Origin of the sequence: Nonomuraea roseoviolacea subsp. carminata, from assembly GCF_024172185.1 — a bacterium.
GTDB lineage: Bacteria > Actinomycetota > Actinomycetes > Streptosporangiales > Streptosporangiaceae > Nonomuraea > Nonomuraea roseoviolacea.
This window is the reverse complement of the sequence record NZ_JAMZEC010000001.1, coordinates 4,028,502-4,044,015: the sequence shown is the minus strand read 5'-3', so window position 1 is coordinate 4,044,015 and position 15,514 is coordinate 4,028,502. Positions and strand designations below refer to the sequence as shown.

Here is a 15,514-nt window from a genome sequence, read left to right as displayed (position 1 = left end):
ATACCTCCCCCCGATACCGCTTTATCTCCCCTAGTCCGGTTTTACCGATGCGCCTCCATACCGTTCCTTGACCGTGCTCCCCGGACGACGGCCGGCCACCCCGCGCTGGATCACCACGGCGGCCGGTGGCAGCATGGCCCTATGACGGAACGCGTGGTCGGCATCGGCGCGGGCGCGAAGGAGCTGGCGACCGAGGACATGATCCTCAACATCGGTCCGCAGCACCCGTCCACCCACGGCGTCCTCCGGCTGCGCCTCACGCTCGACGGCGAGCGCATCGCCACCGCCGAGCCGATCATCGGCTACATGCACCGGGGCGCCGAGAAGCTGTTCGAGGTGCGCGACTTCCGGCAGATCATCATGCTGGCCAACCGGCACGACTGGCTGTCCGGCTTCGCCAACGAGCTGGGCGTGGTCCTCGCCGCCGAACGCCTGCTCGGCATGGAGCCGCCCGTCCGCGCCGTCTGGGCCCGCACGCTGCTGGCCGAGCTCAACCGGGTCCTCAGCCACCTGATGTTCCTCGGCTCCTACCCCCTCGAACTCGGCGCGATCACCCCGGTCTTCTACGCCTTCAACGAGCGCGAGCGCATCCAGGCCGTCATGGAGGAGATCTCCGGCGGCCGCATGCACTACATGTTCAACCGGGTCGGCGGGCTCAAGGAGGAGCTCCCGTACGGCTGGCTGGACCGGGTGTCGGAGGCGGTCGCCGAGACCCGCCGCCGCGTCCCCGACATCGAGGACCTCATCCTGCACAACGAGATCTTCCTGGCCCGCACCAAGGGCGTGGGCGTGCTCCGACGCGAGCAGATCATGCAGTACGGCGTCAGCGGCCCCATCGCCCGCGCCGCCGGAGTGGACTTCGACCTGCGGCGCGACCAGCCATACCTCGCCTATCCCGAGCTGCCCGTGAAGGTCGTCACGCGCGAGGCGGGCGACTGCCACGCCCGCTTCGAGGTGCTCCTGGAACAGCTCAAGGTCTCCCTCGACCTGGCCGACGCCTGCGTGGAGCGGCTCCGCTCGCTGCCGCCCGGCCCGGTCAACCAGCGCCTGCCCAAGGTGCTGAAGGTCCCCGAGGGCCACACGTACGCCTGGACCGAGAACCCCCTCGGCATCAACGGCTACTACCTCGTCTCCAAGGGCGACAAGACGCCGTGGCGGCTCAAGCTCCGCTCGGCCTCCTACAACAACATCCAGGTGCTGCGCGAGATGCTGCCCGGCCACCTGGTGGCCGACATGGTGGCGATCCTCGGCTCGATGTTCTTCGTCGTGGGTGACATCGACAAGTGACCGCCCCCGAATCCCCGGCGCCCCCCGCCGTCGCCCGTGACAAGTACGTCGACTGGCTGCGCGCCCTCAGCCTCATCGTCGTCGTGGTGTGGCACTGGGCGTTCACGATCCTGCAGTGGGAGCCCGGCGGGCCCGAGCCGACCAGCCCCCTCGGGTTCACCTCGGGGCTGTGGATCCTCACCTGGCTGCTCCAGGTGCTGCCGCTGTTCTTCTACGTCGGCGGGCACGTCCACCTGCTGTCGTGGGAGCGGGCCAAGGCGCGCGGCGTCGGCATCGGCGCGTTCGTGTGGCGGCGCATCCGCGCGCTGGCCGTCCCGGCGCTCTTCCTGTCGGGCGCGTGGACGATCGTCGGCGCGGTCGTGACCTGGGTGTTCAAGGTCGAGTGGATGTGGCGGGTGGTGCTGCTCGTGCTCAGCCCGCTGTGGTTCCTCGGCGTCTACCTCGTGCTCATCGCGCTGCTGCCGGTGGCGCTGTGGCTGCACCGCCGCTACGACGTGCTGGCGCTCATCTGGCTCGGCGGCGCGGCGCTGGTCGTGGACGTCGTGCGCTTCCGGTACGGCGTGGAGTGGGCGGGCTGGCTCAACATGATCGTGGTCTGGGGCCTCGCCCACCAGGCCGGCTTCTTCTACGACCGGATCGTCGTCCTGCCCCGCCGCTACGACGTGGGCGTGCTGTGGACGGGGCTGTTCGCGCTGTTCGGCCTGGTCTACTCCGGCATCTACCCGGGGTCCATGGTCGGCGTGCCGGGCGACAAGTGGTCGAACATGGCGCCGCCCACGTTCGTCATCGTCGCCCTGCTGATCTTCCAGATCGGGCTGGTCGAGGTGCTGCGGCCGTCGATGGAGCGGGTCCTGGAACGGCCGGGCTGGCGGCGCGTCAACGACACGATCAACCGCTTCGCGCTGCCGCTGTTCCTCTTCCACACCACGGGGATGGCGATCGCGCTGGGGGTGTCGTGGTGGCTGTTCGGCACGCTGGGCGGGAAGGTGCCGCCGGACCTCAAGTGGTGGCTGGAGCGCCCGATCGCCATCCTGGGCCCGCTGGTCTGCACGCTCCCCGTCATCTACCTCTTCGGCCGCCCCCGCCCCGCCCGATCCGAGGACACGAGCCCGACACCCCGCCATCCTTGAGACATGACCGTCATCGTGTTCCCGGCCCGCCCCGAGGACGAGCGCATCATCCGGACCGCCGCCCGGCCGGGCGAGCGGCCCGGCGACGTGATCCGGCGCGCCCATGAGATCGAGTTCGGCGGGCGGCGTACCCACCTGCTCGTCGATCAGATCCGTACGGTCGACACGTCCTTCGTCCAGGGCGAGCCGGTCTACTACCTGGGCGGAGACGAGACGGCCTAGCGCGGGCCCGCGTCCTCGGGGCCCTCGGGGATGCGGCAGGAGTGCTCCAGGAACAGCGCGGCGCAGATGAGCGCCACGAACGCGAGGAACGAGCCCGTCGCGATGAAGAACTCCGTGCGCGGCGTCTCCCGCGTGAGGAGCTGCACCGTGTGCAGCGCGAACCCGGCGAACATCCCGCCGAACACCGCCCCCACGTACGACGACGCCTTGGCCAGCGCGGCCAGCCGCGCCACCGCCAGCGGCTCCACCGGCTTGGTGCCCGGCTTGCGGTCGAGCCGGGCCTTGGTCATCCACGCGCTGTACGCCTCACCGAGGGCCAGCAGCAGCACGGTAGGGATCGCGGTCCACGGAACGATGGGCAGATCGGCGTAGAACTGCCGCACCACCATCCAGGTGAGCAGGGCCACGACGACGACGAGACCGACGAGCACGCCGGGACGGGTCGGCCTCAATCGGGCCTCTGCAGCTTCAGGTCGTCGCGCAGCCGCACACCCCGCTGGTCGAGGCCCGCCAGCACGTCGGCCACCCGGCCGTGACCGGGCAGCTCGGCCTCCGGGTCGGCCCGCCACCACGGCACCAGCACGAACGCCCGCTCGTGGGCGCGCGGGTGCGGCAGCGTGAGGTCGGGGTCGTCGCACACCGTGTCGCCCACGACCACGAGGTCGACGTCGAGCGTGCGCGGGCCCCACCGCTCCAGCCGCTCCCGGCCGAACGCGTTCTCGACGCTCTGCGCCCGCTCCAGCAGCGTGCGCGGCGGCAGCGAGGTCTCGGCGATCACGATCGCGTTGAGGTACGGCCGCTGCCCGGCGGGGCCGCCCACCGGGTCGGTCTCGTAGACGGGCGACGCCGCGACGAACTCCATGCCCGGAGCGTCGAACAGCGTGTCGACGGCCCCCTGCAACGTGTCGAAGCGCCGGCCGAGGTTGCTGCCGAGGGACAGGACGCATCTCATGGGCGCCTCCACTCGATCGTCACGTACACATCGTCCACAGCATCGAGAGCGGGCACGCGACTCATGGGCGGCTCCGCTGGATCGTCACGATCACGTCGTCGAACGGCAGCGGGATCGGCGCGGCCGGCTTGTGCACGCTGATCTCGGCCGCGCGGACCCGGTCGTCGGCCAGGCACACGTCGGCCAGGCGCTGCGCCAGCGTCTCGATCAGCTCGACGGGCTCCCCCTCGACGACCTTGACCAGCGCCTGGGCCAGCTCGCCGTAGTGGACCGTGAGCGTGAGGTCGTCGGCCGCCGCGGCGGGCGCCAGGTCGAGGAACAACGTCGCGTCGACCACGAACTCCTGCCCCAGCTCCCGCTCGGCCGGCAGCACCCCGTGCCGCCCCCTGGCGCGCAGGCCCTTCAGCGTGATCCGGTCAGTGCTCAAGCTCGCCGTCCTCCTCCTCGTCGTCGTCGCCCTGGAGCACCGGTGAGCCGTGGTGCATCCACAGCCGCCACCCCTGCGGCGTGCGAACGTAGACGTTGCTCGCCACGACCTTGCCCGCGGCGAAGCTCGACTCACCCTCGTCGCCGGCCGTGAGGATGTTCTCGACACAGGTGAGGACCGCCACGTCGCCCAGCACGGTCGTGCTGACGTCGGTCAGCACGAACTGGATGTAGGTGGTGTTGGCCATGATGAGCGCCCACGAACGCAGCACCTCGGAGCGCCCGGCCAGCAGGGACCAGCCGGGGTGGACACAGCTCACCTGCTCGTCGGCGGAGTCCTCGGCCCAGATCTCGGTCATCCGGTCGAGGTCGCCGGCCTCGATCGCGGTGTAGAAGTCCTGGTTGACCGTCTCGATGGCGGCAGTGTCGACGCTCATGTATCGGCTCCTGCTCTCTCCCACGCGGCGGCCACGCGGACGGCGTCGGCGTTGGGCGCCACCTTGTGAACCCTGACGCACCAGGCGCCGGCGCGTGCGGCCAGCGCCGTCACGGCCACGGTGGCGTCGTCACTACGGCTGAACGGGCGGGGCGCGCCGTCGTCGCCGGCCAGCAGCCGCCCCAGGAACCTCTTGCGGGAGGCGCCGACCAGCAGGGGGTAGCCCAGGTCGGCGAGCCGTGGCAGGCCGGCCAGCAGCGCCCAGTTGTGGTCGGCGTTCTTGGCGAAGCCGAGCCCCGGGTCGAGCACGATCTGCTCCTCGGACACGCCCTCGGCCAGCACCAGATCGACCCGCTTGGCCAGCTCCTCGCGCACCTCGGTCACCACGTCGGCGTAGACGGCCCGGTCGTCCATGTCGGCGCTGTGGCCGCGCCAGTGCATCACGACGTAGGGGACACCGGTGTCGGCGACCACGCGGGGCATCTCGGGGTCGGCCAGCCCGCCGCTCACGTCGTTGACCAGGCGCGCCCCGGCCTCCACGGCGGCCCTGGCGACCTCGGCGCGCATCGTGTCGACGCTGACGGCCACACCGCGCGCGCTGAGCTCCCTGATGACCGGCACGACGCGGGCCAGCTCCTCCTCCAGGGACACCCTCGCCGCTCCGGGCCGGGTGGACTCTCCTCCCACATCGACGATGTCGGCTCCCTCATCGACCAGCTCCAGCCCGTGCCGGACGGCGGCCTCCTCGCCGAACCACAGACCACCGTCGGAGAAGGAGTCGGGCGTCACGTTGACCACGCCCATGACGAGGCACCGCTCCTCGGGTGCCAGTCCTGGCACGCTTGTCGGCCCGCTTGTCATGGCCCAAGCCTAGGCGCTTGCCCAGACCTGTTGATGTCATGGGTACCCCATTGTGGATAACGAATCCCACGCAGGGCTGCTTGCCGTCGGTCCGTATGTTTTTGGCGGCTTTTTACACCCCGCCCGGCAAGCCCCCACACCCACGACACGGCCGAAGAGGGGGCGTGCGGCTCCGGCCAACGGCTGAGGGAAGCCATGGCCGGCGTCGCGCGCGTGACGGCGGCCGGCCATGTGCGGGTTCAGCAGGCGTCTCCCTGGAGGCCCTCAGCCCCGTGCGGCGACTGGCGTCAAGCCGGCTGTGCCGTAACAGAAGAGAACTAGAGGCGCCCGAGGATCAGGGCCATCGCCTCGGCGCGGGTCTTGTCGCTGGTGCGGAAGTCGCCGCGGACCGCCGAGGTGACGGTCTTGGCGCCCGGCTTGCGGACCCCGCGCATGGTCATGCACAGGTGCTCGCACTCCAGCACCACGATCGCCCCGCGCGGCTCCAGCACGTGCATGAGCGCGTCGGCGATCTGCGACGTCATCCGCTCCTGCACCTGCGGGCGCCGGGCGTAGACGTCGACCAGGCGGGCCAGCTTGGACAGGCCCGTCACCTGGCCGCGGTCGTTGGGGATGTAGCCCACGTGCGCGAACCCGTGGAACGGCACCAGGTGGTGCTCGCAGGTGGAGTAGACCTCGATGTCCTTGACCAGCACCATCTCGTCGTGGTCGACGTCGAAGACCTTGTTCAGGACGTCCTCGGGGTTCTGGCCGAGGCCGGAGAACTGCTCGGCATAGGCGCGGGCGACCCGGGCCGGGGTGTCGAGCAGGCCGTCACGGTCGGGATCCTCGCCGATGGCGTAGAGGATCTCGCGGACGGCCTTCTCGATCCGGCCCAGGTCTACGTCGTGCGAACTCACGCACCGTCTCCGGAGGGAAGCGCGTCCTGGTGGCCCGGGGTGAGCGAGCCGTTGGCCGACTGCTCCTTCGGGGTCAGGATCGGCGGACGGTCGGACGGGAGCCGCTTGCCGTAGCCGGCGTAGGACGGGCGGTGCTCCTTGACCACGACCGGAGCGAAGATCTGGAGGACCTGCTCGCGGGAGAGCGTCTCCTTCTCCATCAGCTCCAGGACGAGGTTGTCGAGGACGTCGCGGTACTGGACCAGGATGTCCCACGCCTGGTCGTGCGCCGTCTCGATCATGCGGCGGACCTCCTCGTCGATCGTGGAGGCGATCTTCTCGGAGTAGTCGCGCTCGTGGCCCATCTCGCGGCCGAGGAACACCTCGGCCTGGCCGGTGCCGAACTTGCGGGCGCCGAGCTGCTCGCTCATGCCGTACTCGGTGACCATGCGCCGGGCGACGGCCGTGGCCTTCTCGATGTCGTTGGAGGCGCCGGTGGTGGGCTCGTGGAAGACGAGCTCCTCCGCCGCGCGGCCGCCGAGCAGCATCGCGAGCTGGTCCATCATCTCCGAACGCGTGGCGAGGAACTTGTCCTCCATCGGCAGCGTCATCGTGTAGCCGAGCGCGCGGCCCCGGGACAGGATCGTGATCTTGTGGACCGGGTCGGAGTTCGGCAGCGCGTGCGCCACCAGCGCGTGACCGCCCTCGTGGTAGGCGATCATCTTCTTTTCCTTGTCGGACATGACCCGGGTCTTGCGCTCGGGCCCTGCCATGACGCGGTCGATCGACTCCTCTAGGACGTCCATCGTGATCAGCTTCTGGTCGGCGCGCGCGGTCAGCAGCGCCGCCTCGTTGATCACGTTGGCCAGGTCGGCGCCGGTGAAGCCCGGCGTGCGGCGGGCGATGACGTCGAGGTCGACCTCCGGCGAGAACGGCTTGCCGCGGCCGTGGACGCGCAGGATGCCCTTGCGGCCCTCCAGGTCGGGCCGGTCGACGGTGACCTGACGGTCGAAGCGGCCGGGACGCAGCAGCGCCGGGTCGAGGATGTCGGGCCGGTTGGTCGCGGCGATGAGGATCACGCCGCCCTTGACGTCGAAGCCGTCCATCTCGACGAGGAGCTGGTTGAGGGTCTGCTCGCGCTCGTCGTGACCGCCGCCCAGGCCGGCGCCGCGGTGGCGGCCGACGGCGTCGATCTCGTCGATGAAGATGATCGACGGCGCGTTGGCCTTGGCCTGCTCGAACAGGTCACGGACGCGGGAGGCGCCGACACCGACGAACATCTCGACGAAGTCGGAACCGGAGATCGAGTAGAAGGGGACGCCGGCCTCGCCGGCGACCGCGCGGGCCAGCAGGGTCTTGCCGGTGCCGGGCGGGCCGTACAGCAGCACGCCCTTGGGGATCTTGGCGCCGATCGCCTGGAACTTGGCCGGGGCCTGCAGGAACTCCTTGATCTCCTGGAGCTCCTCGATGGCCTCGTCGGCTCCCGCGACGTCGGCGAAGGTCGTCTTCGGCGTGTCCTTGGTGATCAGCTTGGCCTTGGACTTGCCGAAGCTCATGACCCGCGAGCCGCCGCCCTGCATCTGGTTCATGACGAACAGAAAGATCAGGACGATGATGACGAGCGGCAGGAAGCTCACCAGGATGCTGACGAGGAAGTTCTCCTGCGGCACCTCGGTGGTGAAGCTCTTGGTCTTCTTGGCGTCGACCTGGGCCTGCAGCTCCTCGGTCAGCTTGGTGCCGTAGCCGCCCACCCAGTCAGACTGGATCGTCTTGGTCGGGGTGTCGCCCGGCCGGACCACGATCGGGCTGTTGAGCGTCAGCTCGATCCGCTGATCCTTGTCGACAATCTTCGCGTTGTTGACGTTTCCATTGCGAATCTGCTGAAGGACCGTGGACGTGTCGGCCTGCTTGAAGTTACCGCCGCCGCTCCAGAGCTGGGTGACGAGCAGGAGCAGCACGACGATGCCCAGGATCCACAGCAGTGGCCCACGTGTAAATCGCTTGAGATCCATCCGATGCGGAACCCCTTGCGGGCCCGTCCCTTCCTGACCATGGCCTTGAACCCCGGGACGCGTCCCGGGGGCCGCGGCATCCGATACCGCGAGATCTTCCGACTACCCGAAGAGGACGCGCGGTCACCCTTCAGGAGTCAGAAGGTACACCGGCAGAGCGCGCGGAGGGACCGCCCGCTACACCGGTCTTGCCCTACCAACGTACGTCAGGTCTGGTAGTGTTCCCGGCTCCTCTTCGGATTGCTACTCGTAAACGTGCGGCGCGAGCGTTCCGATGAACGGCAGGTTCCGGTAGCGCTCCGCGTAGTCGAGTCCGTAACCGATGACGAACTCGTTGGGAATGTCGAAACCCACGTACTTCACGTCGATCGGCACCTTCACCGCGTCGGGCTTGCGCAGCGCGGTGCAGATCTCCAGCGACGCGGGATTGCGCGACTTCAAATTCTCCAGCAGCCAGTGCAGGGTCAGGCCGGAGTCGATGATGTCCTCGACGATCAGCACGTGGCGGCCCATGATGTCGGTGTCCAGGTCCTTCAGCACCCGCACCACGCCGGACGACCGGGTGCCCGCGCCGTACGACGACACCGCCATCCAGTCCATCTGCACGGGCACGTGCAAGGCCCGGGCCAGGTCGGCCATCACCATGACGGCGCCCTTCAGCACGCCCACGAGCAGGACGTCCTTGCCCGCGTAGTCCTGGTCGATCCGCTCGGCGAGCTCCTTGATCTTCGCCTGGAGCTCGTCCTCGGGAATGAGGACTTTCTCCAGGTCCTGGCCCATGTCGGCAGCGTCCACCTGTGGTTCCTTACGGGATGGGACTGATGGCGACTATCAGGGTGCCATACCGCCTGACGGCCGCCCGACCCCCGGGCAGGTCGACGGGCTTCTGGCCGCGCCAGTGCGTGACCAGGCGGTCCACGGCGCGTACATGCGTGGCCGACAGCGACCCCGGCGGCGAGCCCGCCGCGACCGCCGCGCGCCGCAGGACCCGCCTGCGCACCGCCCCGGGCAGGGCTTCGAGCGCCGGAACGGACAGCGTCACTGATCCGCCGATATCGCTAAGAGCGCAATCCTGGTAGGCCCGATCCGCCCACTCGTCGAGCGCGTCGGCGTCCTCCCGGGCCAGCGCGGCCGTCCGGGCGAGCGCCTCGGCCACCCCCGGCCCGAGCTCCGCCTCCAGCAGCGGCAGGATCCGCGCGCGCACCCGGACCCGGGTGAAGCGCGGGTCCTCGTTGTGCGGATCGTCCCACGGGGTCAGGCCGAGCGCGCGGCACGCCGCCACCGTCGTCGCCCTCGGGATGTCGAGGAACGGGCGGAGATAGCGTCCGCTCCGCGCGGCCATCCCCGAGATCGAGCGCGGCCCGCTGCCCCTGGCCAGGCCGAGCAGCACGGTCTCGGCCTGGTCGTCACGGGTGTGCCCGAGCAGCACGGCCCGCGCCCCGAGCCGGTCGGCGGCCTCGGCCAGGGCCCGGTAGCGGGCCTCGCGGGCCGCCGCCTCCGGCCCGCCCTCGGTGCCCACCTCGACGGTGAGCACCTCGGCCATGTCAAGGCCCAGCGGCGCGGCCAGGGCGGCGACCTGCTCGGCCCGTTCGGCCGAACCGGGCTGGAGCTGGTGGTCCACCGTGAGCAGCCCCGCCTTGAGGCCGGCGCGGGGCGCCACGAAGCCGAGCGCCGCCGCCAGGGCGAGGGAGTCGGCGCCGCCGCTGCACGCGACGAGCACCGGCCCTTCCGGCGCGGGCCCGCCCGACGCCGGGACACCCGATGCCGGGACACCCGGCGCAGGCTTTTCCCGCGCCGGTTCGTCCCGCGCCGGGACGTCCGGCGTCAGCGCGGCCAGCGCCTCACGCACGGCCCGCCGGACGTCGGCCACGGCCGGATGCGGACCCACGGGCGGCGGCTCCGGTCAGGCCGGCAGCGCCGGGGCGCCGATGACGCGGCGGATCCAGGCGTCCGGGTCGGAGATCTCACCCGTCGTCGGCAGCGTCTCCGCCGAGGTCCACACCCGGTTGAACCCGTCCATGCCGACCTTGCCCACCACGGTGCGCACGAAGGCCGACCCCTCGGCGTACTGCTTCATCTTCAGCTCGATGCCGAGCAGGCGGCGGATGGTGCGGTCGAGCTTGGAGCCGCCCTCGCGGCGCTGGGCGAACTTGGCCCGGATGTCGGCCACCGAGGGCACCACGGACGGGCCCACGGCGTCCATCACGTAGTCGCCGTGCCCTTCCACCAGCGTCATCACGGCCGTCAGCCGGTCGAGGATCTCCTTCTGGGCCGGCGACTGGATGACGTCGATGAGGTTGCCCTCGCCGCCGCGCACCACGTCGGCCACGGTGTCGGCGGCGCCGCGCAGGCGTTCGACGATCGTGCCGAGGTCGAGGTCGGAGGCGAGCAGGAACTCGGTCATCTGCGAGCGGATGTACTCGCGCAGCCACGGCACGCCGGTGAACTGCACCCGGTGGGTCTCCTCGTGCAGGCACACCCACAGGCGGAAGTCGTGCGGGTCGACGTTCATCTCCCGCTCGGCGTGGACGATGTTGGGCGCCACCAGCGTCAGGCGGCCGGCCGGCTCGCGGCCCGACGGGTCCGGCGGCAGGAACAGCTCGTACTGGCCGAGCACGCGCGAGGCGAGGAAGGCGAGCACGGCGCCCACCTCGACGCCGGTGATGCGCGAGCCCACGGCGGTCACGATGGGCGGCGGCGGGTTGGCGCCGCTGCCGATGCGCTGGGTCAGCGGCTCCAGCACGACGCGGAAGCCCTCGACGTTGGCCCTGATCCAGCCGGGCCGGTCGACGACCGTCGCCGTCTGGGGGGCGGTGTCAGCGTGAATCTTGGTGAACTCGCGCACGTGGCCCTCGGCCTCGCGGGAGAGCGTGCGGAGCTCGGTGACGGCCTGTCTGGCCTCTTCACGGCTCACTTGGGGACCGGGGCGCACGAGGCGCGTGCCGGTCGAGACGGCCAGATCCCAGTCGATCACCTGCATACCGTCCACCGTACGTTGTCCGATCCTTACCCGCGAAGAAGCGCCGGTGTCTGGACTGAGGAGAGAGGGAGCGAAGCGACCGACCGACGAGGGAAGACACCGGACCCCAGCGACTGAGCCGCGATCCGCAGGATCGCCATCAGACACGCGAAGAAGCGCCGGTGTCTGGACTGAGGAGAGAGGGAGCGAAGCGACCGACCGACGAGGGAAGACACCGGACCCCAGCGACTGAGCCGCGATCCGCAGGATCGCCATCAGACACGCGAAGGAGCGCCGAGGTCTGGACTGAGGAGAGCTCAGGAGCGGGCGACCAGGGCGGCGAGTTTGTCGAGCACGGGCTCGGCGTTGAGGGGGACGCGGTCGGCCATGAAGGCGAACGTGACGAGGCGGCCGTCCTTGGTGGTGGCGAGCCCCGCCAGCGTGTTGACGTTGTTGAGCGTGCCCGTCTTGGCGCGGACCAGCCCCACCTGTCCCCTGCTGTCGGCGGAGGTGAAGCGGCGGCCGTTGCCGAGCGTGCCGGAGAAGCCGGCGACGGGCATGCCGGAGGCCACCGCCCGCAGCTCCGGGTGGGCGGCGCTGCTCGCGGTGGCGATGACCCGGGCCAGCGCGTCGGGGCTGATGCGGTTGAACGGCGACAGCCCGCTGCCGTCGCGGATCTGCACCCCGCCCGGGAAGCCGAGCCGCTTGAGCACCTGCAGGGTCGCCGCGGCGCCGCCGTCGAAGGAGGCGGGCTGCCCCTCCTTGACGGCCACCTGGCGGGCCAGCGCCTCGGCCAGGTCGTCGTCGCTGAACGTCAGCGTGTGCTCGACCAGGGCGTAGACGGGCGGCGACTCGACGCGGGCCAGCTCGGCCGCGCCCGCGGGGGCCTTGGCGGGCCGCGCGGAGCCCGACACGCCGATCCCCTGGCGGCCGAGGAGCCGGGCGAACGCGGCGGCGGCGAAGCGCGGCGGGTCGGTGACGCGCGGCGTGGACTGGCTGGGGTAGCGGCGCCCCTCGTCGATCACCAGCGAGGACACCGGCGCGACCTCGCCGTCGGGTATGTAGTTCGGCTTCCAGCAGGAGCACACCCGCGGGCCGGTGTAGAGGGTGGCGTCGTACGAGAGCGTGACCTTGGTGACGCCCTTGGCCTTCAGCGCCGCGGCGGTGCGCGCGGCGAGCATGGCCAGCGACGCCGGCTTGGGGTAGGCGCCGGGCTTGGCCGACGGGCCGGCCAGCGTGGGGTCCCCGCCGCCGACCAGCACGACCGCGCCCGGCGTGGCGCCCTGCACGACGCGGGTGGCGAAGCGGGTGTCGGGGCCGAGCGAGGCCAGGGCGGCGGTGCTGGTGACCAGTTTCGTGGTGGAGGCGGGGGTGATGCCGGTGTCGGCGTTGGCGGCGAAGATCCGCTGTCCGGTGGCCGCGTCGAGGACGACCGCGCCCACCCGGGCCCCCAGCTCTTTGTCACCCAGGGCGTCGGTGAGCTGACGGGTCAAAGTACTCTTAGTCGGGAGAGGTCCGTCTCCGGCCCTCGCCGAAAGCCCGGACAGAACCGGGCCAGCGGTGACCACGGGGGCCGCGGGAGACCCCTCGGGAGACGCCGTCGGCTCGTCCGGTGACGACTGCCTCGTCAGGGCGTCCAGGTCCAGGCCGCTCGTCACCGCGTAGACGCCGGTGACGATCGTCAGGATCTGGAGCAGGGCGAGCGTGGTCAGCATCACCCACCGCTCGTGCCGCGCCACGTCCCTGACCTCTCTCCTGGTGTTCGCCTACGAGACATTAACGCCCGCCCGGGGGTGCCGGGGGGTATGAGCGGAGGAACCGCGGTGGAGTTCGACGTTGTCGTTGAGATTCCCAAGGGACAACGGAACAAGTACGAAGTGGACCACGAGACCGGGAAGATCAGGCTTGACCGGCTCCTGTTCACCTCCACGCAGTACCCCGCCGACTACGGCTTCATCGAGAACACCCTCGGCGAGGACGGCGACCCGCTCGACGCGCTGGTGCTGCTCCAGGAGCCGACGTTCCCGGGCTGCTACATCACCTGCCGCGCGGTCGGCATGTTCCGGATGACCGACGAGAAGGGCGGTGACGACAAGGTCCTCTGCGTCCCGTCCACCGACCCGCGCATGGAGCACATCCGCGACATCCACCACGTGCCGGAGTTCGACCGGCTGGAGATCCAGCACTTCTTCGAGGTCTACAAGGACCTGGAGCCCGGCAAGTCGGTCGAGGGCGCCAACTGGGTGGGCCGCATGGAGGCCGAGGTCGAGATCAAGCGCTCCTTCGACCGGGCGCGCGAAGAGGGCCACGCCCACTGACCTCCCGGGCACGCCCACTGACCCACCCCTCTCAGGCCGGCCTGGTGGCGCCCACCAGGTCGGGCCGCCACATCGAGGCCACGCGCACCACGTCTCCGGTCTGGGGCGCGTGGACCATCATGCCGTCTCCCACGTAGATCCCCACGTGGTGGATGGTGCCGGGGTCGGCGCTCTCGTACCCGAAGAACAGCAGGTCGCCGCGGCGCAGCTGGTCGTACGGGATGTGCGGGCCGGAGGTCCACTGGGTGCCCGTCCAGTGGTCCAGCTGCACTCCCACCTGCTCCCAGGCCCGCATGGTCAGGCCGGAGCAGTCGTAGCTCGACGGCCCGGCGGCGGCCCACACGTACGGCTTGCCGAGCTGGGTGAGCGCCCAGTTGGCCGCCAGGTCGCCGCCGGCCGAGCCCTTGGCGACCAGGCCGGCGGCCCCGAGGCCGGCGAGCCGGGCCTGGCGGGCCGCCTCCCGCTCCCTGGCCAGCCGGTCGGCCCTGCTGCGGGCCGCGTCGACCCGGTGCTCCAGCGCGTGGAGCTCCCTGCGCAGGCTCCTGGTCTGCTCCCGCTGCCTGGCGACGGCCTGCTCGGCCGCGGCCTTGGCCCGCTCCGCCCGCTCCGACGCCTCCTGCTGGGCGGCGTAGGCGTCGGCCGCCTGCGCGCGCAGGATCCCGGCGACGGACTGGCTGTCGCGCAGCCGGGAGAGGATGAGGGCGCGCTCGGCGCTCATGTGCTCCAGCACGCTGGCCCGGTACAGGTAGCCGTCGGCGTCGCCGGTGTCGTTCATCATGAACAGGTACGGCTTGCTCAGGTCGAAGCCGCCGTAGCTCTCCGCGACGAGCGCGGCGACCTTCGTCCGCGCCGACTCGACCTGCGCGTCGGCCGAGGCCAGCCGGGCGCGCGCCTGGTCGTACTCCTGGCTGGCCTGCCGCATCCGGACCATCTCGCCGTTGTACGCCTCGACCAGGCGCTCGACGCTGGCGGTGAGCTCGTCCAGGCGGGCGCGGGCCTCGACCAGCGCGGCGCTGGCGACGCCGAGCTCCTTGGTGCGCCGGCGTACGGCGCGGCGGGCGCGCGAGACCTCACGGGTGGACGGCGGCCGCCAGGCCGCGTCGACGAGGCCGGGCGCGAGGACGGGGGCGAGACCGGGCGTGGGGGCGAGACCGGGCGCGAGGACGGGGGCGAGACCGGGCGTGGGGGCGAGACCGGGCGCGAGGACGGGGGCGGACGCGGAGTTGGCCGGCGGGCACAGGGCGACGACCAGGCAGGCGGCGAGGCCCACCCTCACGGAGCGCATGCTTCCCCCTCCTCGATGGTGGCATTACGCACCACCTTGCCCAGAGGTCACTCTTCGCACACGTGAGGCTCACCGAGCGTGTTCACTCAAGGCGGAACAGGCGCTGGATCCAAGGTCGTACACCCAGGGGTGGTGGAAGGGTGTCGCGCGGATAGGTGAAGACCGGCGCCGGCGCCTGGTAGCGGGCGCTCAGGTCGGCTGCGTTGCACCAGTCGGCCCCCACCCGGGCGGCCGCCCAGGCCGCGGCGAGGGCCGGGCGCGCCTCGGGGTGCCGGTCGTAGGTCTGGTACAGCGTCATGGTCGCGTCGGCCGCCAGGAAGCCGTCGCCCCGGTACGCCGCCCCGGCCAGGTAGGACGCGGTGATCCGGCCGCCGTGGGGGCTGGCCAGGACCCACGTCCAGTTGGCCACGACCAGCGCGAGCACCGGTGCGGGCACCGCGGCGGCCGCCGCGTACATGCGGTCCTGCCGCGGGCCGGTCAGCCGCAGCGGGAGCCAGAACCAGTCGAGCTCGCCGGGCGGCAGGTCGGCGGCCAGCCAGTGCAGCAGGGCCAGGCCGCGGGCGGTGCGCAGGCGGCAGAGCTCCAGGACGTGGCGGAGCATGCGCGGCCCGCGGTCGATCCAGGTCGGCCAGGTGATCCGGTGGCTCCTGGCCACGGCCTCGGCCAGCTCCGCGCGGACGGGCAGCGGGCAGACCCGGCAACCGAGATGCGGGTCGTCGCGGAGCTGGTAGGCCTCGGGCATCGGCGG

Annotated in this window: 17 protein-coding genes; 4 read left to right on the top strand and 13 right to left on the bottom strand. The window is 71.2% G+C overall.

From position 1 onward, the window contains the following. Window positions 1–141 precede the first annotated feature (141 nt). Genes HD595_RS18940 through HD595_RS18930 form a run of 3 tightly spaced genes read left to right on the top strand, consistent with a single transcriptional unit; the run spans window position 142 to window position 2,639 of the window. A complete protein-coding gene (locus HD595_RS18940; RefSeq protein ID WP_253770822.1) occupies window positions 142–1,287 on the top strand; it encodes an NADH-quinone oxidoreductase subunit D in 1,146 nt (381 codons plus the stop codon). Then, window positions 1,284–2,417, top strand: coding sequence for an acyltransferase family protein (locus HD595_RS18935; protein WP_253770819.1), 1,134 nt, complete (start codon window positions 1,284–1,286; stop codon window positions 2,415–2,417). Before HD595_RS18940 ends, HD595_RS18935 begins: the two co-directional genes overlap by 4 nt. Window positions 2,418–2,420: 3 nt before the next feature. Beyond that, entirely contained in the window at window positions 2,421–2,639 is a 219-nt protein-coding gene (locus HD595_RS18930) for a hypothetical protein (protein WP_253770817.1), read from the top strand. Here the strand turns inward: HD595_RS18930 and HD595_RS18925 are convergent. The 11 genes from HD595_RS18925 to dacB all read right to left on the bottom strand — a co-directional run bounded on the left by HD595_RS18925 (window position 2,636) and on the right by dacB (window position 12,902). After that, on the bottom strand, window positions 2,636–3,070 hold the full coding sequence (locus HD595_RS18925; protein WP_308211183.1) for a DUF3180 domain-containing protein: 435 nt from the start codon (window positions 3,068–3,070) through the stop codon (window positions 2,636–2,638). The genes HD595_RS18930 and HD595_RS18925 overlap by 4 nt on opposite strands. Before the next feature lie 17 nt (window positions 3,071–3,087). Beyond that, a complete protein-coding gene (folK, locus tag HD595_RS18920; protein WP_175590014.1) occupies window positions 3,088–3,591 on the bottom strand; it encodes a 2-amino-4-hydroxy-6-hydroxymethyldihydropteridine diphosphokinase in 504 nt (167 codons plus the stop codon). Window positions 3,592–3,652: 61 nt separating this feature from the next. Next, on the bottom strand, window positions 3,653–4,018 hold the full coding sequence (gene folB, locus HD595_RS18915; protein WP_175590015.1) for a dihydroneopterin aldolase: 366 nt from the start codon (window positions 4,016–4,018) through the stop codon (window positions 3,653–3,655). Continuing rightward, window positions 4,008–4,454: a nuclear transport factor 2 family protein gene (locus HD595_RS18910; RefSeq protein WP_253770812.1), complete on the bottom strand. Its 447-nt coding sequence runs from the start codon at window positions 4,452–4,454 to the stop codon at window positions 4,008–4,010. The genes folB and HD595_RS18910 overlap by 11 nt, the downstream gene beginning before the upstream one ends. Further along, window positions 4,451–5,314, bottom strand: coding sequence for a dihydropteroate synthase (folP, locus tag HD595_RS18905; protein ID WP_253770809.1), 864 nt, complete (start codon window positions 5,312–5,314; stop codon window positions 4,451–4,453). Before folP ends, HD595_RS18910 begins: the two co-directional genes overlap by 4 nt. Window positions 5,315–5,631: 317 nt before the next feature. Further along, entirely contained in the window at window positions 5,632–6,213 is a 582-nt protein-coding gene (gene folE, locus HD595_RS18900; RefSeq protein ID WP_175590018.1) for a GTP cyclohydrolase I FolE, read from the bottom strand. Further along, window positions 6,210–8,204, bottom strand: a complete 1,995-nt coding sequence (gene ftsH / locus HD595_RS18895) for an ATP-dependent zinc metalloprotease FtsH (protein WP_253770807.1) — start codon at window positions 8,202–8,204, stop codon at window positions 6,210–6,212. The genes folE and ftsH overlap by 4 nt, the downstream gene beginning before the upstream one ends. 243 nt (window positions 8,205–8,447) lie before the next feature. Then, the gene (hpt, locus tag HD595_RS18890; RefSeq protein WP_253770806.1) at window positions 8,448–8,999 is read right to left on the bottom strand and encodes a hypoxanthine phosphoribosyltransferase; all 552 of its coding nucleotides are present in this window, start codon (window positions 8,997–8,999) and stop codon (window positions 8,448–8,450) included. A 10-nt stretch (window positions 9,000–9,009) separates the two neighbouring features. Continuing rightward, on the bottom strand, window positions 9,010–10,092 hold the full coding sequence (gene tilS / locus HD595_RS18885) for a tRNA lysidine(34) synthetase TilS (protein WP_253770804.1): 1,083 nt from the start codon (window positions 10,090–10,092) through the stop codon (window positions 9,010–9,012). A gap of 15 nt (window positions 10,093–10,107) precedes the next feature. Continuing rightward, window positions 10,108–11,184 (bottom strand): zinc-dependent metalloprotease, encoded by a 1,077-nt coding sequence (locus HD595_RS18880; protein ID WP_253770802.1) that lies wholly within the window; start codon window positions 11,182–11,184, stop codon window positions 10,108–10,110. A gap of 296 nt (window positions 11,185–11,480) precedes the next feature. Next, the gene (gene dacB, locus HD595_RS18875; protein WP_253770800.1) at window positions 11,481–12,902 is read right to left on the bottom strand and encodes a D-alanyl-D-alanine carboxypeptidase/D-alanyl-D-alanine endopeptidase; all 1,422 of its coding nucleotides are present in this window, start codon (window positions 12,900–12,902) and stop codon (window positions 11,481–11,483) included. An 84-nt stretch (window positions 12,903–12,986) separates the two neighbouring features. Here dacB and HD595_RS18870 point away from each other — a divergent pair, with 84 nt between their 5' ends. Further along, complete coding sequence (locus HD595_RS18870; protein ID WP_175590022.1) at window positions 12,987–13,481, top strand: inorganic diphosphatase; 495 nt, start codon at window positions 12,987–12,989, stop codon at window positions 13,479–13,481. Between the two features lie 31 nt (window positions 13,482–13,512). On the opposite strand, the gene HD595_RS18865 is transcribed toward HD595_RS18870, so the two are convergent. Next, the gene (locus HD595_RS18865; protein ID WP_253770798.1) at window positions 13,513–14,766 is read right to left on the bottom strand and encodes a C40 family peptidase; all 1,254 of its coding nucleotides are present in this window, start codon (window positions 14,764–14,766) and stop codon (window positions 13,513–13,515) included. An 82-nt stretch (window positions 14,767–14,848) separates the two neighbouring features. Next, window positions 14,849–15,508 (bottom strand): hypothetical protein, encoded by a 660-nt coding sequence (locus HD595_RS18860; protein ID WP_253770796.1) that lies wholly within the window; start codon window positions 15,506–15,508, stop codon window positions 14,849–14,851. Between the last annotated feature and the right edge of the window lie 6 nt (window positions 15,509–15,514).